This window comes from Achromobacter sp. Root83 (genome assembly GCF_001428845.1).
Taxonomy (GTDB): Bacteria; Pseudomonadota; Gammaproteobacteria; order Burkholderiales; family Burkholderiaceae_B; genus Achromobacter.
Genome location: NZ_LMIU01000025.1, coordinates 78,977 through 94,800 on the forward strand (window position 1 = coordinate 78,977; position 15,824 = coordinate 94,800).

Below are 15,824 nucleotides of genomic sequence, written 5' to 3' on the forward strand. Positions count from 1 at the left end.
ATGCCTGGGGGTGCGTATTCCGGCAGGAATTGGCCGCGAACACCAGTGCTGTCGCAGCTATGCGGCCCGCGGAAAAAGCTGGCGATTTGCTTCAGTCTGAATGTAACAATTGCCTGCGCCGTTCCAGGTCGGCCAGCCGCGCGGCGGTTTCCTCACGCCACCCGGCTTCCCAGGAAGCCAGTTTGGCGCGCCACTTTCGGCGAGGCTCACCCGTGCGTTTGGGCAGGTTGTCCGGTTTCAGAAGGGGGCAAGCTGACAAGGGCACGCCGTGGCGCGCTGCGTCCTGCCCGGCTGTGTGGATTGAGTCGTACATTTGAGCCACCTCGCACCGTCACCGTCTTCCCAAAACGATGATCGAGTCGCCCACTCCTGTCCACTTCCGTTACCGGACGAAATAAGGACCCGTGCACTGTTTTTCAGCGCCGGATGTTCACGCCTTTTCCGGAAGGGGGAAACCGGACGCGCAAGCTTGACACCCAGTTCCTCGACCAATTCGAGTACCGCCAACAGCAATGACTCCTGAGTCGCAAGGAATTTTGTCAGGCTCGTGGTCAATACGTAGGCTCGCAATTCCACTTCAATGCGTCCTATCTGGACGCCGACGCATCGCACGCGAGGCCAACCGTCGGATTTCTCGACCATTTCGTCGGAGGCCACCATGACCTGCAAGCGTTCAAGCAATAACCGAAGCTGGCTTGCGGGCGTCGCCACGTCGAGGGCCAGCGTGTGCATGAATAGACAACGGGAAAGCGCCAAAATAATTAGAATTTTTATGACGGCGCAAATGAAAACAGCCGCTGCAAGCGGCTGTTTTCAAATAAATTTTGGGGTGGCTGATGGGGCTCGAACCCACGACAACTGGAATCACAATCCAGGACTCTACCAACTGAGCTACAGCCACCTCTGGTACTGCTGAACCTTTCGGTTTTTCGCCGCTGCCAAAGTTTCCGAAGAAGCTCAACAACGAAGAGGCCGAATTCTAGCACGTTTTTTTAAGGATGCGAAAGCGCCTCTGGGCGGCGGCCCTTGCCAGCGCCGGCAGCCTTGATATCCTTGCGCATGGTTCACCTTTGGAGGCCGTCGCTTACGCCGTCGCTATGGATCGCATACACGCTATTTTGACCGATTATTGGCCCCATATTGCCTTTGCCACCAGCATCGTGGCGGGCACCGGCGCGGCGGTGCATGCCGCGATGACCAAACAGGACGTGCGGGCGGCCATAGGCTGGGTCGGGATGGCGATGTTCTCGCCGCTGCTCGGACCGCTGTTCTATTTCGTGGCCGGGATCAACCGGATCCGCAAGACGCGCGTGTCGCAGCAGCGCGACGAGGCAATGCTGGTGGACGCGGAGCAGGTCGAGACGGCGCCCGTGGACGTCGCGCCGATCTCCGGCGAGCAGTTCGCGTCGCTCAAGGTGCTGGGCGACCGCGTCAGCCGTTTCCAGCTATTGGGCGGCAACGAGGTGCGGCCCCTGGCCGGCGGCGACGAGACCTATCCGGCCATGCTGCAGGCCATCCGCGAGGCGCGCCACACCGTGGCGATGCAAAGCTATATCTTCGACAACGATCCCATCGGCCGCGAGATGGCGCAGGCCCTGATCGAGGCGCGGGCGCGGGGCGTCGAGGTGCGCGTCCTGATCGACGCCGTCGGCTCCAAGTATTCGCGTCCTCCCATCGTGCGCATGCTGGCGCGCGCCGGCGTGCCGGTGGCGCGGTTCATGACGAATCCGCTGGGCGTCCTGCGCATGCCCTACGCCAATCTGCGCAGCCACCGCAAGGTGCTGGTCGTCGACGGGCGCGTGGGGTTCACCGGCGGGATGAACGTGCGGGCGGCCTTTGTGAGCGCGCTGGCGGGCGAGGCCACCAACCACGACACGCATTTCCGCGTGGAAGGCCCGATCGTGACGCAACTGATGTCGGTGTTCGCGCATGACTGGAACTTCACCACGCACGAATCGTTGCCCGCCAAGCCCTGGTTCGATCCGGACGCCCTGCCCCCCACGGGCAAGGTGCCGATGCGCTGCGTGCCTTCGGGCCCTGACCGGGCCCTGGGCAGCACCCACAATATCCTGCTGGGCGCGCTGGCGGTGGCGCGGCATCACGTGCGCATCCAGTCGCCCTACTTCCTGCCCGACCAGACGCTGATCGGCGCGCTGGCGACCGCCGCGCGCCGGGGCATCATCGTGGACATCGTCATCCCGGGCAAGAACAACCTGCGGCTGGTGGACTACGCGATGACCGCGCAACTCGATCAGGTGGTGCGCACCGGCTGCCGCGTCTGGCGCTCGCAGGGCGCGTTCGACCACTCCAAGCTCATGACGGTCGACGACGGCTGGGCCTATGCCGGTTCTTCCAACCTGGATCCGCGCAGCCTGCGGCTCAATTTCGAGCTGGACACGGAGATCTACGATCCGGCCGTGGCGCGCTGGATCGGCGCGCGCATTGATGGTTTGATCGGCGGCGCCCGCCGCGAGACGCTCGAAAACCTGCTGCATGCGCCGTTCGCCAAGCGCCTGCGCAACAAGGTGATCTGGCTGGCCACGCCTTATCTGTGACCCCGCCGGTGCATCTACGGTAATCTTGCGCGATGCGCTACGAACTCACTGACCTACGCCTGTTTCTCGCCATCGCCGAAGCAAAAAGCCTGTCGGGCGGCGCCAACACGGTGCACCTGACCGCGTCGTCGGCCAGCTATCGCCTGAAGAACCTGGAATTTGCGATGGGCGTGCCGCTGTTCAAGCGCGAGGCGCGCGGCATGGAGCTCACGCCGGAAGGCGATTTCGTGCTGAAGCACGTGCGCTCGCTGCTGGCCGGCGTCGAGCGCATGCACGGCGAGGTCAGCGGCTTTGCCAGCGGGCTCAAGGGCAGCGTCAAGCTGTTCGCCAACAGCAGCTCGCTGAACGGCTTCATCGTGCCCAGCCTGAGCCGTTTTCTATCCGCCAATCCCAATGTGAACATTCTGCTCGAAGAGCGCTCCAGCACCACGATCGAGGCCGCCATCGCGGGCCACGAGGCCGACATCGGCATTTTCGCGGGCAACGCCACGTCCGCCGGCGTCAATGCCGTCCGCTACGCCATCGACCAGCTCATCATTGCCGCGCCGCTGAACCACCCCATCGTGGAGAGCTCTCCGGTGCGGTTCCCGGCCGTGCTGGACCTGGACTTCGTCTGCATGAGCCGCACCAGCAGCAACTACGTCTTCCTGCGCGACATGGCCAAGCTGGCCGGCAAGACACCCAAGGTGCGCATCCATGTGCACACCTTCGACGCGGTGCTGTCGATGGTCGAAGCCGGCGTGGGCGTGTCGCTGGTGCCGCGCAGCATCGCATCCGCCGCGCTGCGCGAGGGGCGCATCGCGGCGGTGGACCTGAGCGAACCCTGGGCGCTGCGCGAACTGACGCTGGTCACGCAGGCCGGCGTGCCGCCGTCGCCGTTCGTCGAACAGGTGGCGGGATACCTGCTCGACGATCCCATCGTGGCCGCGACGCGCGGCCCGGATTAGCGCCTGCCGCCAGAGGCCCGGATCAGCGCTTGCCCTGGCGCTTGTTCGCCAGAAACTCGTTCATGAACTTCTGCGGTTCGCCGGTATTGAAGGCCGCGCCGAATTCCCCGACGCTGTCCTCGATCGCCTCGTCCACCGACATCGTCTCCCAGCGGCGCAGCAGCTTCTTCTGCTGACGCAACGCCGCCGGCCCAAGCGCGGCAAAGGCCTCGGCCAGCTTGCGCACGGCCTGATCCAGCTCGGCTTCGGGCACCGCTTCATTGACCAGGCCCCAGGCCAGCGCGCGCCGGGCGTCGATCAGTTCGCCGGTCAGCAGCATCCACGCGCTGTTGGCCGCGCCGATCAATCGAGGCATGAGCGCCGCATGGATCACGGAAGGGATCCCCACCTTCACTTCGGGCATGCCGAACTGCGCGTGGTCGGCGCTGACCCGCAGATCGCAGGCCAGGGCGAATTCCAGGCCGCCGCCCAGGCACCAGCCCGGAATGCGAGCGATGACCGGCACCGGAAAATGGCGCACGGCATTGCACAGATCCCGCAGGTTCGAGATGAAGCGCCGCGCCCGTTGTTCGTCCAGCGCGGCCATTTCCGCGATATCGGCGCCCGCCACGAAGGCGCGGTCGCCCGCCCCGCGCAGCACCAGCACCCGCACCGCTTCGTCGTCGCGCAACGCGGCCAGCGCCTCGCGCAGGCCATTGATCACCGGCGTGCTCAGGATGTTCAGCACCCCCGCGTCCCGCATGGTCAGGGTGGCGATCCCGGCGGCGTCGATCTCGGCGTGGGCATGGGGGAAGGATAGATTTCTGGTGTTCACGATGGCTCCTATTACTGCATCTTTTCGAACTTGATGTCCTCGACCACCGTCTTCCAGTGGGCATGGGATTGCGCGATCAGCGCGCCGAACTCGTCGCGCGACATCGGGCTGGGCACCGCGCCCTGCTTCTCGATGGCCTCGATGGTGGCGGGGTCCGCCAGCGCCTGGCGCACCGCCGCATTCAGCGTGTCCAGCACGGGCGCCGGCGTGCCCGCGGGCGCGGCCAGGCCGAACCAGGACGGATTGTTCATCGCGGGCAAGCCGGCTTCGGCGTAGGTGGGCACGTCCGGCAGCAGCTTGAGCCGTTGCCGCGCCGCCACCGCCAGCGGGCGGATGCGCTGCCCCTGGATCAAGGGATATGAGGACGGAATATTGTCGAACACGATCTGGACCTGTCCGGCCACCAGATCGTTCAGCGCCGGCCCCAGTCCTTTGTACGGCACGTGCAGCATCCGCGTGCCGGTGGTCTGCATGAAGAGTTCGCCGTTCATGTGGCTCAGGCCGCCGTTGCCGGACGATCCGAACGCATATTTGCCAGGATCGGCCTTGAGCAGCTTCAGGAACGCGGGAAGGTCCTTTGCGGGCAATGCCGGATTCACCACCAGCACATTGGGCACGTCCGCCAGGTTGCTGATGGGCGCGAAATCCTTGACCGGGTCGTAGGCGCTCCTGGCGTAGACATTCGGATTGACCGCGTGCGAGCTTTCCACCGCCATCACCAGGGTGTAGCCGTCGGCGGGCTGCTTGGCGGCGTAGGCCGAGCCGATGCTGCCGCCCGCGCCGGGCCGGTTCTCGATGATGACGGACTGGCCCAGTTGCGCGCCCAGCTTGTTGCCGACGACGCGCGCGATGATGTCGGTGGTGCCGCCGACCGCGTAGGGCACGACCAGGCGGATCGGCCGGTCGGGGTATTGCGCCGCCGCCAGGCCGGGAAGGGCCACGCACGCCAGCACGGCGGCCAGATGGATTTGGACGGGTTTCATTATTGTCTCCTCGATGTGGTTCAGATGGTTGCCGGATTCGCCAGGACGGCTTCGGTGTGCTCGCCCAGCAACGGCGGCGCCGCCCCCAATTCGCCGGGCGGCGTGCCGGCCAGCAGCGGGTTGCGCACCAGCCGCACTTCGCCCAGCACCGGGTGGGTCGTCGTCTGGAGCATTCCACGGTGCTGCACCTGTGGATGCGCGAACACCTCGTCCAGCGTGTGGATGGGCCCCCACGGCACGCCCGCCGCGTCGAAGGCGTCCGTCCAGCGCTTGCGCGGCGCCGACGCCAGCGCATCGGCGACCATCGGCCTCAGGCTGTCCATGTGCGTCAGGCGCGCGCTATTCGTGACGTAGCGCGGGTCGGCCGCCCATTCCGGATGCCCGGCCACGCCGCTGAAGCGCGCGAACTGGCCGTCGTTGCCGATCGCCAGGATCAAATGGCCGTCCTGGCAGGCAAAGACCTCGTAGGGCGCGCAGTTCGGATGCGCGTTGCCGCTGCGCCGCGGCGCCACGCCCGACACGAGGTAATTGGCGCCCTGGTTGGCGTTCAACGCCACGGCGACGTCCAGCAGGCAGATGTCCAGGGGCAGTCCCTGTCCGGTCTGGTCGCGCTGGCGCAGGGCGGCCAGCACGGCGGACGTGGCGTACATGCCGGTCATCAGGTCCACCACCGCGACCCCGGTGCGCAAGGGGCCCGCGCCCGGCGTGCCGTCCGGCTGGCCGGTGTAGCTCATGAGTCCGCCCATGCCCTGGAACACGTAGTCGTATCCGGGCTTGCCGGCCATGGGGCCGGATTGGCCGTAGCCGGTGATGGACAGGTAGATCAGGCGGGGATTGACGCGGGCAAGCGAGTCGTAGTCCAGCCCATATTTGCGCAGGCCGCCGGCCTTGTAGTTTTCGACCAGAATGTCCGCATCGGCCACCAGTTCGCGCACGCGAGCGGCGCCGTCTTCGGTGGAGAAATCGATGGCGACCGATTGCTTGCCCCGGTTGCAGGCCATGAAGTAGGCGGACATCGATTCCCCGCCATCCTCCGAACGCAGGTCCGGCGGCCCCCAGCCGCGGGTATCGTCGCCGCGTTCGGGATGTTCAACCTTGATGACCTGCGCCCCGAGGTCCGACAGGTTCTGCGTGCACCAGGGGCCCGCGAGGATGCGCGACAAGTCCACGACTTTGATACCGCGCAAGGCGTTGTGAAGCATATGGTCTCCGTGATTCAGCAGCTCTTCGAAAATTATGTCAGCCGCTACGCGCCGCGAGGAGTCGAATGTTTCGAACGCTGCGTTCGCCCGAATTCAAAGCGTGTTCCCCGCCCCGCCGCGGGGGCCGCGCCTTAGACAGGCTCGAATGTTGAGTTCGAATTTTTCGGATGGAGTAAAGCGCAACGCGCCGCCATACTGGCTTCGCGGAGGCGCACTGGCAGCCGCGCCGCCCGGACGATAAGAACCTTTGGAGACAACCATGAATCGCACTATCCTGCGGCGCGGCGCGACGAGCGCGCTGCTGCTATGCAGCCTGGCCGCGGGCGCCGCTCGCGCCGAATATCCCGACCATCCCGTCACCGTCGTGGTGGCCTTCGCGCCCGGAGGCATGACCGACATCGTCGCGCGCCTGCTGTCGGCGGAACTGGGCAAGCGCTTCAACCAGACCTTCGTGGTCGAGAACAAGCCGGGCGCCGCCGGCCAGGTCGGCACCGAACTGGTGGCGCGCCAGAAGAACGACGGCTACACGCTGCTGGTCAGCGCCACGGGCCATGTGATCGGCCCCGCCGTCAACGACAAGGTCCGCTACAACCCGGTGAAGGACTTTGCGCCGATCGGCATCCTGGCGCGCGCGCCGAACCTGGTCGTGGTCAATGCCGGCCTGCCGGTCAAGACCGTCGCCGAATTCCTGACCTGGGGCAAGGCGCAGCCCGGCGTGCCCTATGGCTCGGCCGGCTTTGGCGGGTCCACCCACCTGGGCGGCGAATGGCTGAAGAAGATCACCGGCGTGCCAATGGAACACGTGCCCTACAAGGGCGCGTCCCCCGCCACCAACGCGGTGGTGTCCGGCGAGCTGAAGGTAGCCGTGCAGGACGCGATGAGCGTGGCGCCTTTCATCAAGTCGGGCCAATTGCGTCCGATCGGCGTGGCCAGCGCGCAGCGCAGCAAGCTGTTTCCCGGCCTGCCCACTTTCGCGGAATCGGGCGCGCCGGGCCTGGACGTCTACACCTGGCTGGGGTTCTACGCGCCAGCGGGTACGGATCCGGCCATCGTGGCCAAGCTGAATCAGGCCACCAACGACATCATGAACTCGCCCGAGATGGTGCAGCGGCTGGCGGGGCAGAACAGCGAGCCGCTGGGCCCGATGACGCCGGATCAGGCAAGCGCTTTCGTCGCCGGTGAAACAGCCAAGTGGCGCGACGTGGTGCAGGCCACCGGCGTCAAGGTGGAATAAGCGCCGCCCCGCCTTCAGCCGTCGGAGGCGGGGGCTAGCGCGGCGCGCACCGCGAAGACCGCGTTGGCCTTGAGCATGACGCGGTCTTCGACCTGCAGCAGGCAATTGGCGTAGATCAGCCGCCTGCCCTGTTTGTCGATCCGCACATGGGCTTCCAGCCAGTCGCCGGGCTTGACCGGATTCAGGTATTCCACCGACATCTGCACCGTCACCACCGACAGGTGCGCCCGTTGCGCGATCGTATAGCCCAGCGCGCTGTCGGCCAGCGTGGCCAGCAGCCCGCCATGGGCGATGGCGTGCATGTTGGTGTGGGCGTGTGCCACGCGCATCGCCAGGACGGAATCCGCGTCGCGCCGGTACAGCGCGCCCAGCTCCGCCAGGTGCGTCATGAAGGGACTGCTGGGCTGCCAGGGCTCGAAGCCGGCGGGAATGGTGTCTGTCATGTTGTCCACGCGTAAGGACCCTAAGAGGACCCGGGTAGGTTCGGATTCTTGCGGATGTGCCATGCAGTATCGCAAAGATGGCCGCACCCGGCATGATGCCTGATGCGGCCCTGACCGCTGCGCGGACGCCGTTGCGTACGCGTCAGAAGGTCGCGGCGCCTTCCGCCACCCTGCGCTCCAGGAGTTCGGCCGGCTTCCAGTGGTCGCCATGGACCTGCCGCAGGTTGCGGATCTTGTCCAGCGTGACGGCCAGGCCCAGCGTCTGCGCATGGAACATCGGCCCGCCGCGCGCGCCCGGAAAGCCGTAGCCATGCACGTACACCACATCCACGTCCGAGGCGCGCTGCGCGATGCCCTCATCGATGATGCGCGCCCCCTCGTTGACCAGCGCGAGCATGCAGCGTTCCACGATTTCCTCGTCGCTCACCGCGCGGCGCGCGATGCCTGCCTCGCGCGCGCAGGCCTCGATGATGCCGTCGACCACCGGATCCGGCAGCGGCTGGCGGCTGCCCGGCTCGTAGCGGTAGTAGCCCGCTTGTGTCTTCTGCCCGTAGCGGCCCAGTTCGCAGATGCGGTCCGCGACCTTGGAATAACGCAGATGCGCGGGCCGCGTGGGCGCCAGGCGTTTGCGTGTCGCCCAGTTGATATCCATGCCGGCCAGGTCCGCCATGGCCAGCGGCCCCATCGCCATGCCGAAGCGCGTCAACGCGCCGTCGATCTGCTGCGGGCTGGCGCCCTCTTCCAGCAAAAAGCCCGCCTCGCGCCAGTAGCCGGTCAGCATGCGGTTGCCGACGAAGCCCTCGCATACGCCGACCAGCACCGGAATCTTGCCGATCTTCTGCGCCACGGCCATGCAGGTGGCGATGACGTCGGCACCGGTGCGCGCACCGCGCACCACTTCCAGCAGCTTCATCACATTGGCGGGGCTGAAGAAATGCAGTCCGATCACCGACTCGGGCCGAGCCGTGCTGGCGGCGATGTCGTCGATGTTCAGGCGCGAGGTATTGGTGGCCAGGATGGCGCCGGGCTTGCACACGGCATCCAGCTCGCGGAACACGGTTTGCTTGACCGCCATGTCCTCGAAGACGGCTTCGATCACCAGATCGGCCGCCGCCAGGTCGCCGATGTCCAGGCTGGGCGCGATGCGAGCGATGCGCGCTTCGACGTCCGCGGCGTCGAGCTTGCCCTTGGCGGCGGTGATGCCGTAGTTCTTGCGGATGAGCGCCAGGCCTCGATCCAGCGCCGCCTGGTCGCGCTCGTACAGCGTTACCGCGTAACCCGCATTGGAGAACGCCATGGCGATGCCGCCGCCCATGGTGCCCGCGCCCAGAATGGCCACGCGTTCCACCCTGCCCGCGCTGCCGCCGCCCACGACGCGCGGCGCTTCTTTTTCAGCGAAGAACAGATGCCGCAGCGCCTTGGACGCGTCGCCCGCGACCAAGGCATCGAACAGCCTGCGCTCTTCGTCCAGCCCCGCCTCGATGGGCAGGCGCGTCGCGGCCTCGACGCAGTCGACCGCCGCCTGCTGGGCCTGGGCATTGCGGGCCTTGGGATTGAGCCCGGCGCGCACCGCGGCGAAGTCGACGCCACTGGCTTGCACGGCGCGCCGCGAGGCGACGGGATGGTCCGTTTGCCCGGCGCGGTCCCGCGCATAGGACAGCGCCAGGTCCAGCACATCGCCATCCGTGACGGCATCCACCAGCCCCGCGGCCAGCGCCGCGGCCGCGTCCACCGGCGTGCCGGCCTGGATCATGCCAAGCGCCCGCGCCACGCCCACCAGCCTGGGCAGGCGCTGGGTGCCGCCCCCGCCGGGCACCAGGCCCAGGTTCACTTCCGGCAAGCCCAGCCGGGCGCCGGCCTGGGCCACGCGGTAGTGGCAGCCCAGGGCCAGCTCCAGTCCGCCGCCCAGGGCAAAGCCGTGGATGGCGGCAACGACCGGCTTGTGCGAGGCTTCGATGGCCGCGATCACCTCGCGCAGCATGGGCCGGGCCGTCGCCGCCGGCGTGTTGAACTGGCGGATATCGGCGCCGCCGCAGAACGCCTTGCCCGCGCCCGCGATCACGATGGCGTCGACGCCCGCGTCGGCGCGCGCGCGCGCCATGCCGGCATGCAGGCCGGCGCGCACCGTATCGCCCAGGCCGTTGACCGGCGGATTATCAAGAAACATTACCGCCACGCGTTCATGCAGGGCGTAGCGTACGGTGCTGGAAACGTCGTCGGATGGTTGGGTGTCGTTGACGGTCATGGTGGTCCCTCGCGGCGGCAGGGCTTACGCCCGCGCCAGTTGCCGGTAGCGGTTGATGTGATGGCGGGTGTCGCCAAGCGTGTATTCGATGGCCAGGAGCCGCTTGACATGGTGGCCGACGGCAAGCTCGTCGGTCATGCCCATGCCGCCGTGCAGCTGGATGCTCTGCTGGCCGATATAGCGCGCGGCCTGCCCGCAGCTGGCCTTGGCGGCCGAGGCGAGGCGGCCGCGCAAGGGCGCGTCGTCCGGGTCGGACCGCGCTGCCATCCAGGTCAGCGACCGCGCCTGCTCCAGGGACAGCAACATGTCCGCCAGCCGGTGCTGCACCGCCTGAAAGCCGCTGAGCGCCTGGCCGAACTGGCGGCGCGCGGCGACGTGGTCGCGGGTCGCGTCCAGCAGCGCCTGCATGATGCCCAGCGCCTCCGCGCACAGCCCGACGCGCGTCATGTCCGCCGCCTGCGCAAGCGCGGCCCCGGCCTCGCCCAACCGCGCCGCGGCCGCCACCTGGCATGCCGTCAGTGCAATGTCCGCGTAGCTGCGTCCGTCCAGGCCGGCTCCGCCCGCCCGGGTCAGACCCGCTTCGCCTGCCTGGACCAGGAACAGCCCGACGCCAGCCGCATCGCGCGCCGTGACCAGCAACTGCCTTGCCCCCATTCCATGCGGCACACGCCGCTTCACGCCATTCAGGACCCAGCCTTCACCCCGGCGCTCCGCCGTGACGCCGCCGCCGTCCAGGGCCCATTCCGCATCGGGCCCCGCATGCGCCAGCACGGGCGCGGCCGTGCCGTCCGCCAGGCCGGCCAGCAAGGCGCGCACCGCCCCGCCGTCGGGCATGCGGCGCAACAGTTGGCCGCAAAGCAGCGTGCTGGCGTCGTAGGGCTCGTCCACCAGATGGCGGCCGAACTGCTGCATCAGCACGCAGAGCTCGGGCAAGCCGGCGTCCATGCCGCCGGCGTCAGCGGGCAGGCCCAGCCCCAGCAGGCCCATGTCGGCGAAGGCGCGCCAATGCGGCGTGGCGGCAGGGTCGGCATCCGCCGGCTGCCGGACGCGGGCGGCGGGCGCCGGGTACTGGTCCTGCAGATAGCGCGCGACGGCATCGTCCAGCGCGCGTTCGTCTTCCGTGTAATCGTCCGCCACACCCAGCGCCAGCTTGGCGATGAGGTTCTTCTGGACTTCGTCCGTTCCGCCGTAGATCGATATCTTGCGCAGGTTCAGATAGAAACCCGGCATGGCTTCCAGCTCTTGCTCGACGGTCGGCCCGCCCTGCGCGTAGTCGCGTTCCAGGGCAGCAGGCTGATAGGCCAGCGCGTGCGCGCCGGCGGTATCGACCAGCGCCTCGCTGATGCGCTGGGCCAGCGTGGATCCCAGGTACTTCAGGATCGACGCCTCGGCGCCGTGGCCGGCCCCGCGCTGGTCGCGCGCGATCAGCCGCAGATTGGTCTGTTCCAGCGCCAGCGTGTCGATCTCGAGTTGCGTCAGCCGATGCGCGAACACGGGATCGTCGGCCAAGGGCCTGCCATCGACCATGCGCCGCGCCGCCAGCCGCTGCAGATGGCCCAGTTCGCGCTTGGCGCGTCCGATCCGGGCCGCGCCGAAGCGTTCGTGCGACAGCAGGTACTTGGCATAGGTCCAGCCGCGATTCGCCTCGCCCACCAGATGCGAGACCGGCACCACGACATCGTCCAGGAAGACTTCGTTGATTTCCTCGCCGCCGTCCAGCGTGCGGATCGGCCGCAGCGATACGCCCGGGCTGCGCATGTCGATGAGCAGGAACGAAATGCCCTGCTGCGCGCGGGCGTCGGGATCGGTGCGCGCCAGGCAGAACATCATGTCGGCGTACTGCGCATAGGTGGTCCAGGTTTTCTGGCCGGTGACCACATAGGTGTCGCCCACGCGCCGCGCGCGGGTCGAGAGCGACGCCAGGTCCGAGCCGGCGCCCGGTTCGGAGTAACCCTGGCACCACCAGTCCTGGCCGTTCAGGATGCGCGGCAGGAAATGGCTTTTCTGCCAGTCCGAACCGTAGGCCATGATGACCGGCGCAACCATGCGCAAGCCGAAAGGCACGGTTTCGGGCGCGCCGGCCAGCGCGCATTCCTCGTCGAACACGTTGCGCCGTTCGATGCTCCAGTTGGCCCCGCCGAATTCGGCGGGCCAGTTCGGCGCGACCCAGCCGCGTTCATGCAGGATGCGATGCCAGCGCTGGAAGTCCTGCTTGTCCAGGCGCTGGTGGTCCAGCACCTTGCGCCGCAGATCGGCGGGAAGCTGGCCGCGCAGGAACGCGCGGACCTCGTCGCGGAAGTCCTTCAGTTCCGGATCATGCGGCATGGTCTGGGTCCAGGGCAAAGCGCAGCGGCGCGTCGGTAGCCGCTTGCAGGGCGTCCCGCGTCAGTCCGGGCGCCATGCCGCGCACCAGGAAACCCTGCGGCGTGATGTCCAGCGTGGCCAGATCGGTATAGACCCGGTCGACGCAGGCCGCGCCCGTCAGCGGCAGATCGCAGAGGCGGCGCAGGCGCGAACGGCCGTCGCGGGTCGTATGCTCCATCAGCACATGGACACGCTTGGCGCCCACCGCCAGATCCATGGCTCCGCCCACCGCCGCGGCCACGCCAGGCTGGCCGAGCGACCAATTGGCCAGGTCGCCGGTTTCGGAAACCTGGTAGGCCCCCAGGATGCAGTAGTCCAGATGGCCGCCACGCATCATCGCGAAGGAATCGGCATGGTTGAAAAAGCTGCCGCCCGCCGCCATCGCGACGTTCTGCTTGGCCGCGTTGGTCAGGTCGGGATCGACCGGGTCGCCGTCCGCACGGGCCCGCATCCCCAGGATGCCGTTCTCGCTGTGGACCGTGACGCCATGCGCCGGGGTCCAGTAATCCAGCGCCATCACAGGCAGGCCAATGCCCAGATTGACGTAGGCGCCGGCGGGGATATCGGCAGCGGCGCGGCGGGCAATGTCCGCGCGCGAGTATCGTTGTGTCATTGCAGGACTCCGGCCAGTTTGGGATCGGGTATGCGCAGCACGCGCTGCACGAATATGCCGGGCGTGACGACATGTTCCGGATCCAGGCCGCCCACCTCCGCCAGCGCATGCACCTGGACGATAGCCGTCGCCGCCGCCATGCACATCAGCGGCCCGAAATTGCGCCCCGCCTTGCGGTAGACGAGATTGCCCAGCGGATCCGCGCAATGGGCCTTCACCAGCGCGTAGTCCGCCGCCAGCGGTTCCTCGAACACGTAGCCCACGCCCTTGATCACGCGCGTCTCCTTGCCTTCGGCCAGCAGCGTGCCGTAGCCAGTGGGCGTGAAGAAACCGCCCAGGCCGGAGCCGGCCGCGCGCAGCCGTTCGGCGAGCGTGCCCTGTGGCACGCATTCGTAGTCGATCCGGCCTTCAGCGTAAGCCGTTTCAAACGCCTGGGACTCCGCGCCGCGCGGATACGAGGCGATCAGCTTGCGCACGCGCCCCAGCCGGATCAGGCGGGCCAGGCCGCTGTCGTGGCTGCCGCTGTTGTTGCACACCACGGTCAAGCCGCGCGCGCCCTGCTCCACCAGCGCGTCAAGCAGGTCGACGGGCTGGCCGGACAGGCCGAAGCCGCTGACCAGCACGGTGGCGCCGTCGGGGATGTCCGCCACGGCCCGCGCGGCGGAATCGACAGTCTTGTTCATCAATGTCTCCTTCACAGGCTATGGGAAAGAATGGCCGTGGCCTGGCTGGACAGCACCCCGCCGTTGCCGTGCACCAGCGCCACGTCGGCGCGCGGGATCTGGCGTTCGCCTGCCTCCCGGCGTAGCTGCGCCACGGCTTCGATCACCAGGAAAATGCTGTACATGCCGGGATGCGTGAAGGACAGGCCCCCACCGTTGGTGTTCATCGGCAGATCGCCGCCGGGCTCGATGCGTCCGCCGCCGATGAACGCGCCGCCTTCGCCCTTGGCGCAGAAGCCCAGGTCTTCAAGAAACAGGATGGGGTTGATGGTGAAGGCGTCGTAGAGTTCGACCAGATCGATATCGGCGGGCGTCAGGCCGGCCTCGTCGAACGCGGCCCTGCCGGAATCCACGGCGGGCGTGACGGTGACGTCCGGCATGCAGGAGATCTGGCGGTGCCAGTGCGCGTGGCCGGTGCCCAGCACGTAGATGGGGCGTGGATGCAGGTCGCGCGCGCGGTCGGCGCGCGTCACCACGAAGGCGCCCGCGCCGTCCGTCACCAGGCAGCAGTCGCGCACGGTCAAGGGATCGGAGATCATCTTCGCGCCCAGCACGTCATCGATCGAGAGCGGCGCGCGCAGAAAGGCGTCGGGGTTGAGCTGCGCCCATTTGCGCGCCGCCACCGCGACCTCGGCCAACTGACGCCGCGTGGTGCCGTACTGATGCATGTGGCGCGCCGCCGCCAGCGCATAGCTGGTCACCGGATTGAACGGCTTGTACGGGTGTTCGTAAGGCTGCGGATCCAGCGCCGCGCGCATCTGATTGATCTGCGTGCTGCTGGGCGCGCTGCGCGGGTTGGCGCCGTAGCACACCAGCACGTGGTCGCACTGCCCGGCCTCGATGGCCATCGCCGCGATCTTCAGGTCGGCAATGAACGAAGAGCCGCCGAACATCGTGCTGTCCGAAAAACGCGGCCGGATTCCCAGGTATTCCGACATCCGCATCACCCACCAGGGCGACGTCAGGCTGGACGTGATGATGCCGTCGATATCCTGCATCTTCAAGCCGCTGGCGGCCACGGCGCGATGCGCCGCCTGCGCGATGATCTCCTGCTCGGTGCGCCCCCCGCAATCGCCCAGCCCGGCCATGCCGGTGCCCAGGACGGCGATCGCGCCGCGATAGCCGCGGCTCATGCCCGATCCTCCGGCTGCGCCACAAACACCAGCAGCGGCTCGCCGTCCACGGTGTCGATACGCGCCCGCACCGGCAGGCCGATACGCACCGCATCGGGGGGCATGTCCACCACGCGGCTCATCAGCCGCGGGCCTTCGGCCAGATCGACCAGGCAGACGGTGTAGTCGCCCGCCTTGCTGCGCACGACGGTCGTGGAATAGACCTCGCCCGCGCCGCTGGGCTCCGTCCAGCGCAGCGTGTCGGCGCCGCAATGCGGGCAGACCACGCGCGGGTAGAAATGGTGCCGGGCGCAGGCCTGGCATTGCGGAATCATGAAGCGGCCCTGCGCGAGCTGCTCGAAATAATGGCGCTCGGCGCTGGCGGCCGGCTCGGTTGCGGTGTGCGGCATGCTGATTGTGGCCGCCCGGTGGGCGGCTGTCTCCGTGTTATGTCGTTGCCCGCCTGTCCTGGCGTGCGGCGTGAAACAATTTTAGGAATGGCGCATGCCCCTGACCATCCGAAAGATTCGAAGGCTTCATTCGGCGTATTCGAAGCGCGCCCGAAGCGCGGCGGCAGTCGGAGTAAGATT

General features: G+C 67.7%; 15 protein-coding genes, 1 tRNA gene and 1 pseudogene. 3 read left to right on the top strand and 14 right to left on the bottom strand.

Features of this window, described 5'->3' with window-relative positions:
• Positions 1–91: 91 nt before the first annotated feature.
• From ASE30_RS29975 to ASE30_RS23535, 3 genes are all read right to left on the bottom strand, one after another.
• Entirely contained in the window at positions 92–313 is a 222-nt protein-coding gene (locus ASE30_RS29975; protein ID WP_369819357.1) for a CrpP-related protein, read from the bottom strand.
• Complete coding sequence (locus tag ASE30_RS23530) at positions 238–732, bottom strand: hypothetical protein (protein WP_057286704.1); 495 nt, start codon at positions 730–732, stop codon at positions 238–240. Before ASE30_RS23530 ends, ASE30_RS29975 begins: the two co-directional genes overlap by 76 nt.
• 93 nt (positions 733–825) lie before the next feature.
• Positions 826–901: transfer RNA gene (locus ASE30_RS23535), tRNA-His, on the bottom strand.
• A 196-nt stretch (positions 902–1,097) separates the two neighbouring features.
• Here ASE30_RS23535 and ASE30_RS23540 point away from each other — a divergent pair.
• A complete protein-coding gene (locus ASE30_RS23540; protein WP_057286705.1) occupies positions 1,098–2,555 on the top strand; it encodes a phosphatidylserine/phosphatidylglycerophosphate/cardiolipin synthase family protein in 1,458 nt (485 codons plus the stop codon).
• Positions 2,556–2,587: 32 nt separating this feature from the next.
• Positions 2,588–3,502 (top strand): LysR family transcriptional regulator, encoded by a 915-nt coding sequence (locus tag ASE30_RS23545; RefSeq protein WP_057286706.1) that lies wholly within the window; start codon positions 2,588–2,590, stop codon positions 3,500–3,502.
• A gap of 22 nt (positions 3,503–3,524) precedes the next feature.
• Here ASE30_RS23545 and ASE30_RS23550 read toward each other — a convergent pair whose 3' ends face one another.
• The 3 genes from ASE30_RS23550 to ASE30_RS23560 are packed head-to-tail and all read right to left on the bottom strand — an operon-like array spanning position 3,525 to position 6,501.
• A complete protein-coding gene (locus tag ASE30_RS23550; protein WP_057286707.1) occupies positions 3,525–4,316 on the bottom strand; it encodes an enoyl-CoA hydratase in 792 nt (263 codons plus the stop codon).
• 11 nt (positions 4,317–4,327) lie between these two features.
• Positions 4,328–5,299 carry a tripartite tricarboxylate transporter substrate binding protein gene (locus tag ASE30_RS23555; protein ID WP_057286708.1) on the bottom strand — a complete coding sequence of 324 codons (972 nt, stop codon included), beginning with the start codon at positions 5,297–5,299 and terminating at the stop codon, positions 4,328–4,330.
• 20 nt (positions 5,300–5,319) lie between these two features.
• On the bottom strand, positions 5,320–6,501 hold the full coding sequence (locus ASE30_RS23560; RefSeq protein WP_057286709.1) for a CaiB/BaiF CoA-transferase family protein: 1,182 nt from the start codon (positions 6,499–6,501) through the stop codon (positions 5,320–5,322).
• A 259-nt stretch (positions 6,502–6,760) separates the two neighbouring features.
• On the opposite strand from ASE30_RS23560, the gene ASE30_RS23565 reads away from it, so the two are divergent.
• Positions 6,761–7,735, top strand: coding sequence for a tripartite tricarboxylate transporter substrate binding protein (locus ASE30_RS23565; RefSeq protein WP_057286710.1), 975 nt, complete (start codon positions 6,761–6,763; stop codon positions 7,733–7,735).
• Positions 7,736–7,749: 14 nt separating this feature from the next.
• Here the strand turns inward: ASE30_RS23565 and ASE30_RS23570 are convergent, their stop codons facing one another.
• From ASE30_RS23570 to ASE30_RS23600, 8 genes and pseudogenes are all read right to left on the bottom strand, one after another.
• Positions 7,750–8,178, bottom strand: a complete 429-nt coding sequence (locus tag ASE30_RS23570; protein ID WP_057287043.1) for a PaaI family thioesterase — start codon at positions 8,176–8,178, stop codon at positions 7,750–7,752.
• 142 nt (positions 8,179–8,320) lie between these two features.
• Positions 8,321–10,423 (bottom strand): 3-hydroxyacyl-CoA dehydrogenase NAD-binding domain-containing protein, encoded by a 2,103-nt coding sequence (locus ASE30_RS23575; RefSeq protein ID WP_057286711.1) that lies wholly within the window; start codon positions 10,421–10,423, stop codon positions 8,321–8,323.
• 24 nt (positions 10,424–10,447) lie between these two features.
• The gene (locus ASE30_RS29670) at positions 10,448–11,560 is read right to left on the bottom strand and encodes an acyl-CoA dehydrogenase family protein (RefSeq protein ID WP_235515349.1); all 1,113 of its coding nucleotides are present in this window, start codon (positions 11,558–11,560) and stop codon (positions 10,448–10,450) included.
• Positions 11,558–12,748 (bottom strand): annotated as a pseudogene (locus ASE30_RS29675) (acyl-CoA dehydrogenase family protein); the annotation flags it as partial. The gene ASE30_RS29670 and the pseudogene ASE30_RS29675, both read right to left, overlap by 3 nt.
• Positions 12,738–13,400, bottom strand: a complete 663-nt coding sequence (locus tag ASE30_RS23585) for a 3-oxoacid CoA-transferase subunit B (RefSeq protein ID WP_057286712.1) — start codon at positions 13,398–13,400, stop codon at positions 12,738–12,740. The pseudogene ASE30_RS29675 and the gene ASE30_RS23585, both read right to left, overlap by 11 nt.
• Complete coding sequence (locus ASE30_RS23590) at positions 13,397–14,086, bottom strand: 3-oxoacid CoA-transferase subunit A (protein WP_057286713.1); 690 nt, start codon at positions 14,084–14,086, stop codon at positions 13,397–13,399. The genes ASE30_RS23585 and ASE30_RS23590 overlap by 4 nt, the downstream gene beginning before the upstream one ends.
• Before the next feature lie 8 nt (positions 14,087–14,094).
• The gene (locus ASE30_RS23595; protein WP_057286714.1) at positions 14,095–15,255 is read right to left on the bottom strand and encodes a thiolase; all 1,161 of its coding nucleotides are present in this window, start codon (positions 15,253–15,255) and stop codon (positions 14,095–14,097) included.
• On the bottom strand, positions 15,252–15,644 hold the full coding sequence (locus tag ASE30_RS23600; RefSeq protein WP_057286715.1) for a Zn-ribbon domain-containing OB-fold protein: 393 nt from the start codon (positions 15,642–15,644) through the stop codon (positions 15,252–15,254). The genes ASE30_RS23595 and ASE30_RS23600 overlap by 4 nt, the downstream gene beginning before the upstream one ends.
• Positions 15,645–15,824 lie beyond the last annotated feature (180 nt).

Excerpts from the sequence above, each read along its gene's own strand:
- ASE30_RS29975 (WP_369819357.1), bottom strand. The coding sequence starts at position 313 with ATGTACGACTCAATCCACACAGCCGGGCAGGACGCAGCGCGCCACGGC.
- ASE30_RS23530 (WP_057286704.1), bottom strand. The coding sequence starts at position 732 with ATGCACACGCTGGCCCTCGACGTGGCGACGCCCGCAAGCCAGCTTCGG.
- ASE30_RS23540 (WP_057286705.1), top strand. The coding sequence starts at position 1,098 with ATGGATCGCATACACGCTATTTTGACCGATTATTGGCCCCATATTGCC.
- ASE30_RS23545 (WP_057286706.1), top strand. The coding sequence starts at position 2,588 with ATGCGCTACGAACTCACTGACCTACGCCTGTTTCTCGCCATCGCCGAA.
- ASE30_RS23555 (WP_057286708.1), bottom strand. The coding sequence starts at position 5,299 with ATGAAACCCGTCCAAATCCATCTGGCCGCCGTGCTGGCGTGCGTGGCC.
- ASE30_RS23560 (WP_057286709.1), bottom strand. The coding sequence starts at position 6,501 with ATGCTTCACAACGCCTTGCGCGGTATCAAAGTCGTGGACTTGTCGCGC.
- ASE30_RS23565 (WP_057286710.1), top strand. The coding sequence starts at position 6,761 with ATGAATCGCACTATCCTGCGGCGCGGCGCGACGAGCGCGCTGCTGCTA.
- ASE30_RS23570 (WP_057287043.1), bottom strand. The coding sequence starts at position 8,178 with ATGACAGACACCATTCCCGCCGGCTTCGAGCCCTGGCAGCCCAGCAGT.
- ASE30_RS23575 (WP_057286711.1), bottom strand. The coding sequence starts at position 10,423 with ATGACCGTCAACGACACCCAACCATCCGACGACGTTTCCAGCACCGTA.
- ASE30_RS23585 (WP_057286712.1), bottom strand. The coding sequence starts at position 13,400 with ATGACACAACGATACTCGCGCGCGGACATTGCCCGCCGCGCCGCTGCC.
- ASE30_RS23595 (WP_057286714.1), bottom strand. The coding sequence starts at position 15,255 with ATGAGCCGCGGCTATCGCGGCGCGATCGCCGTCCTGGGCACCGGCATG.
- ASE30_RS23600 (WP_057286715.1), bottom strand. The coding sequence starts at position 15,644 with ATGCCGCACACCGCAACCGAGCCGGCCGCCAGCGCCGAGCGCCATTAT.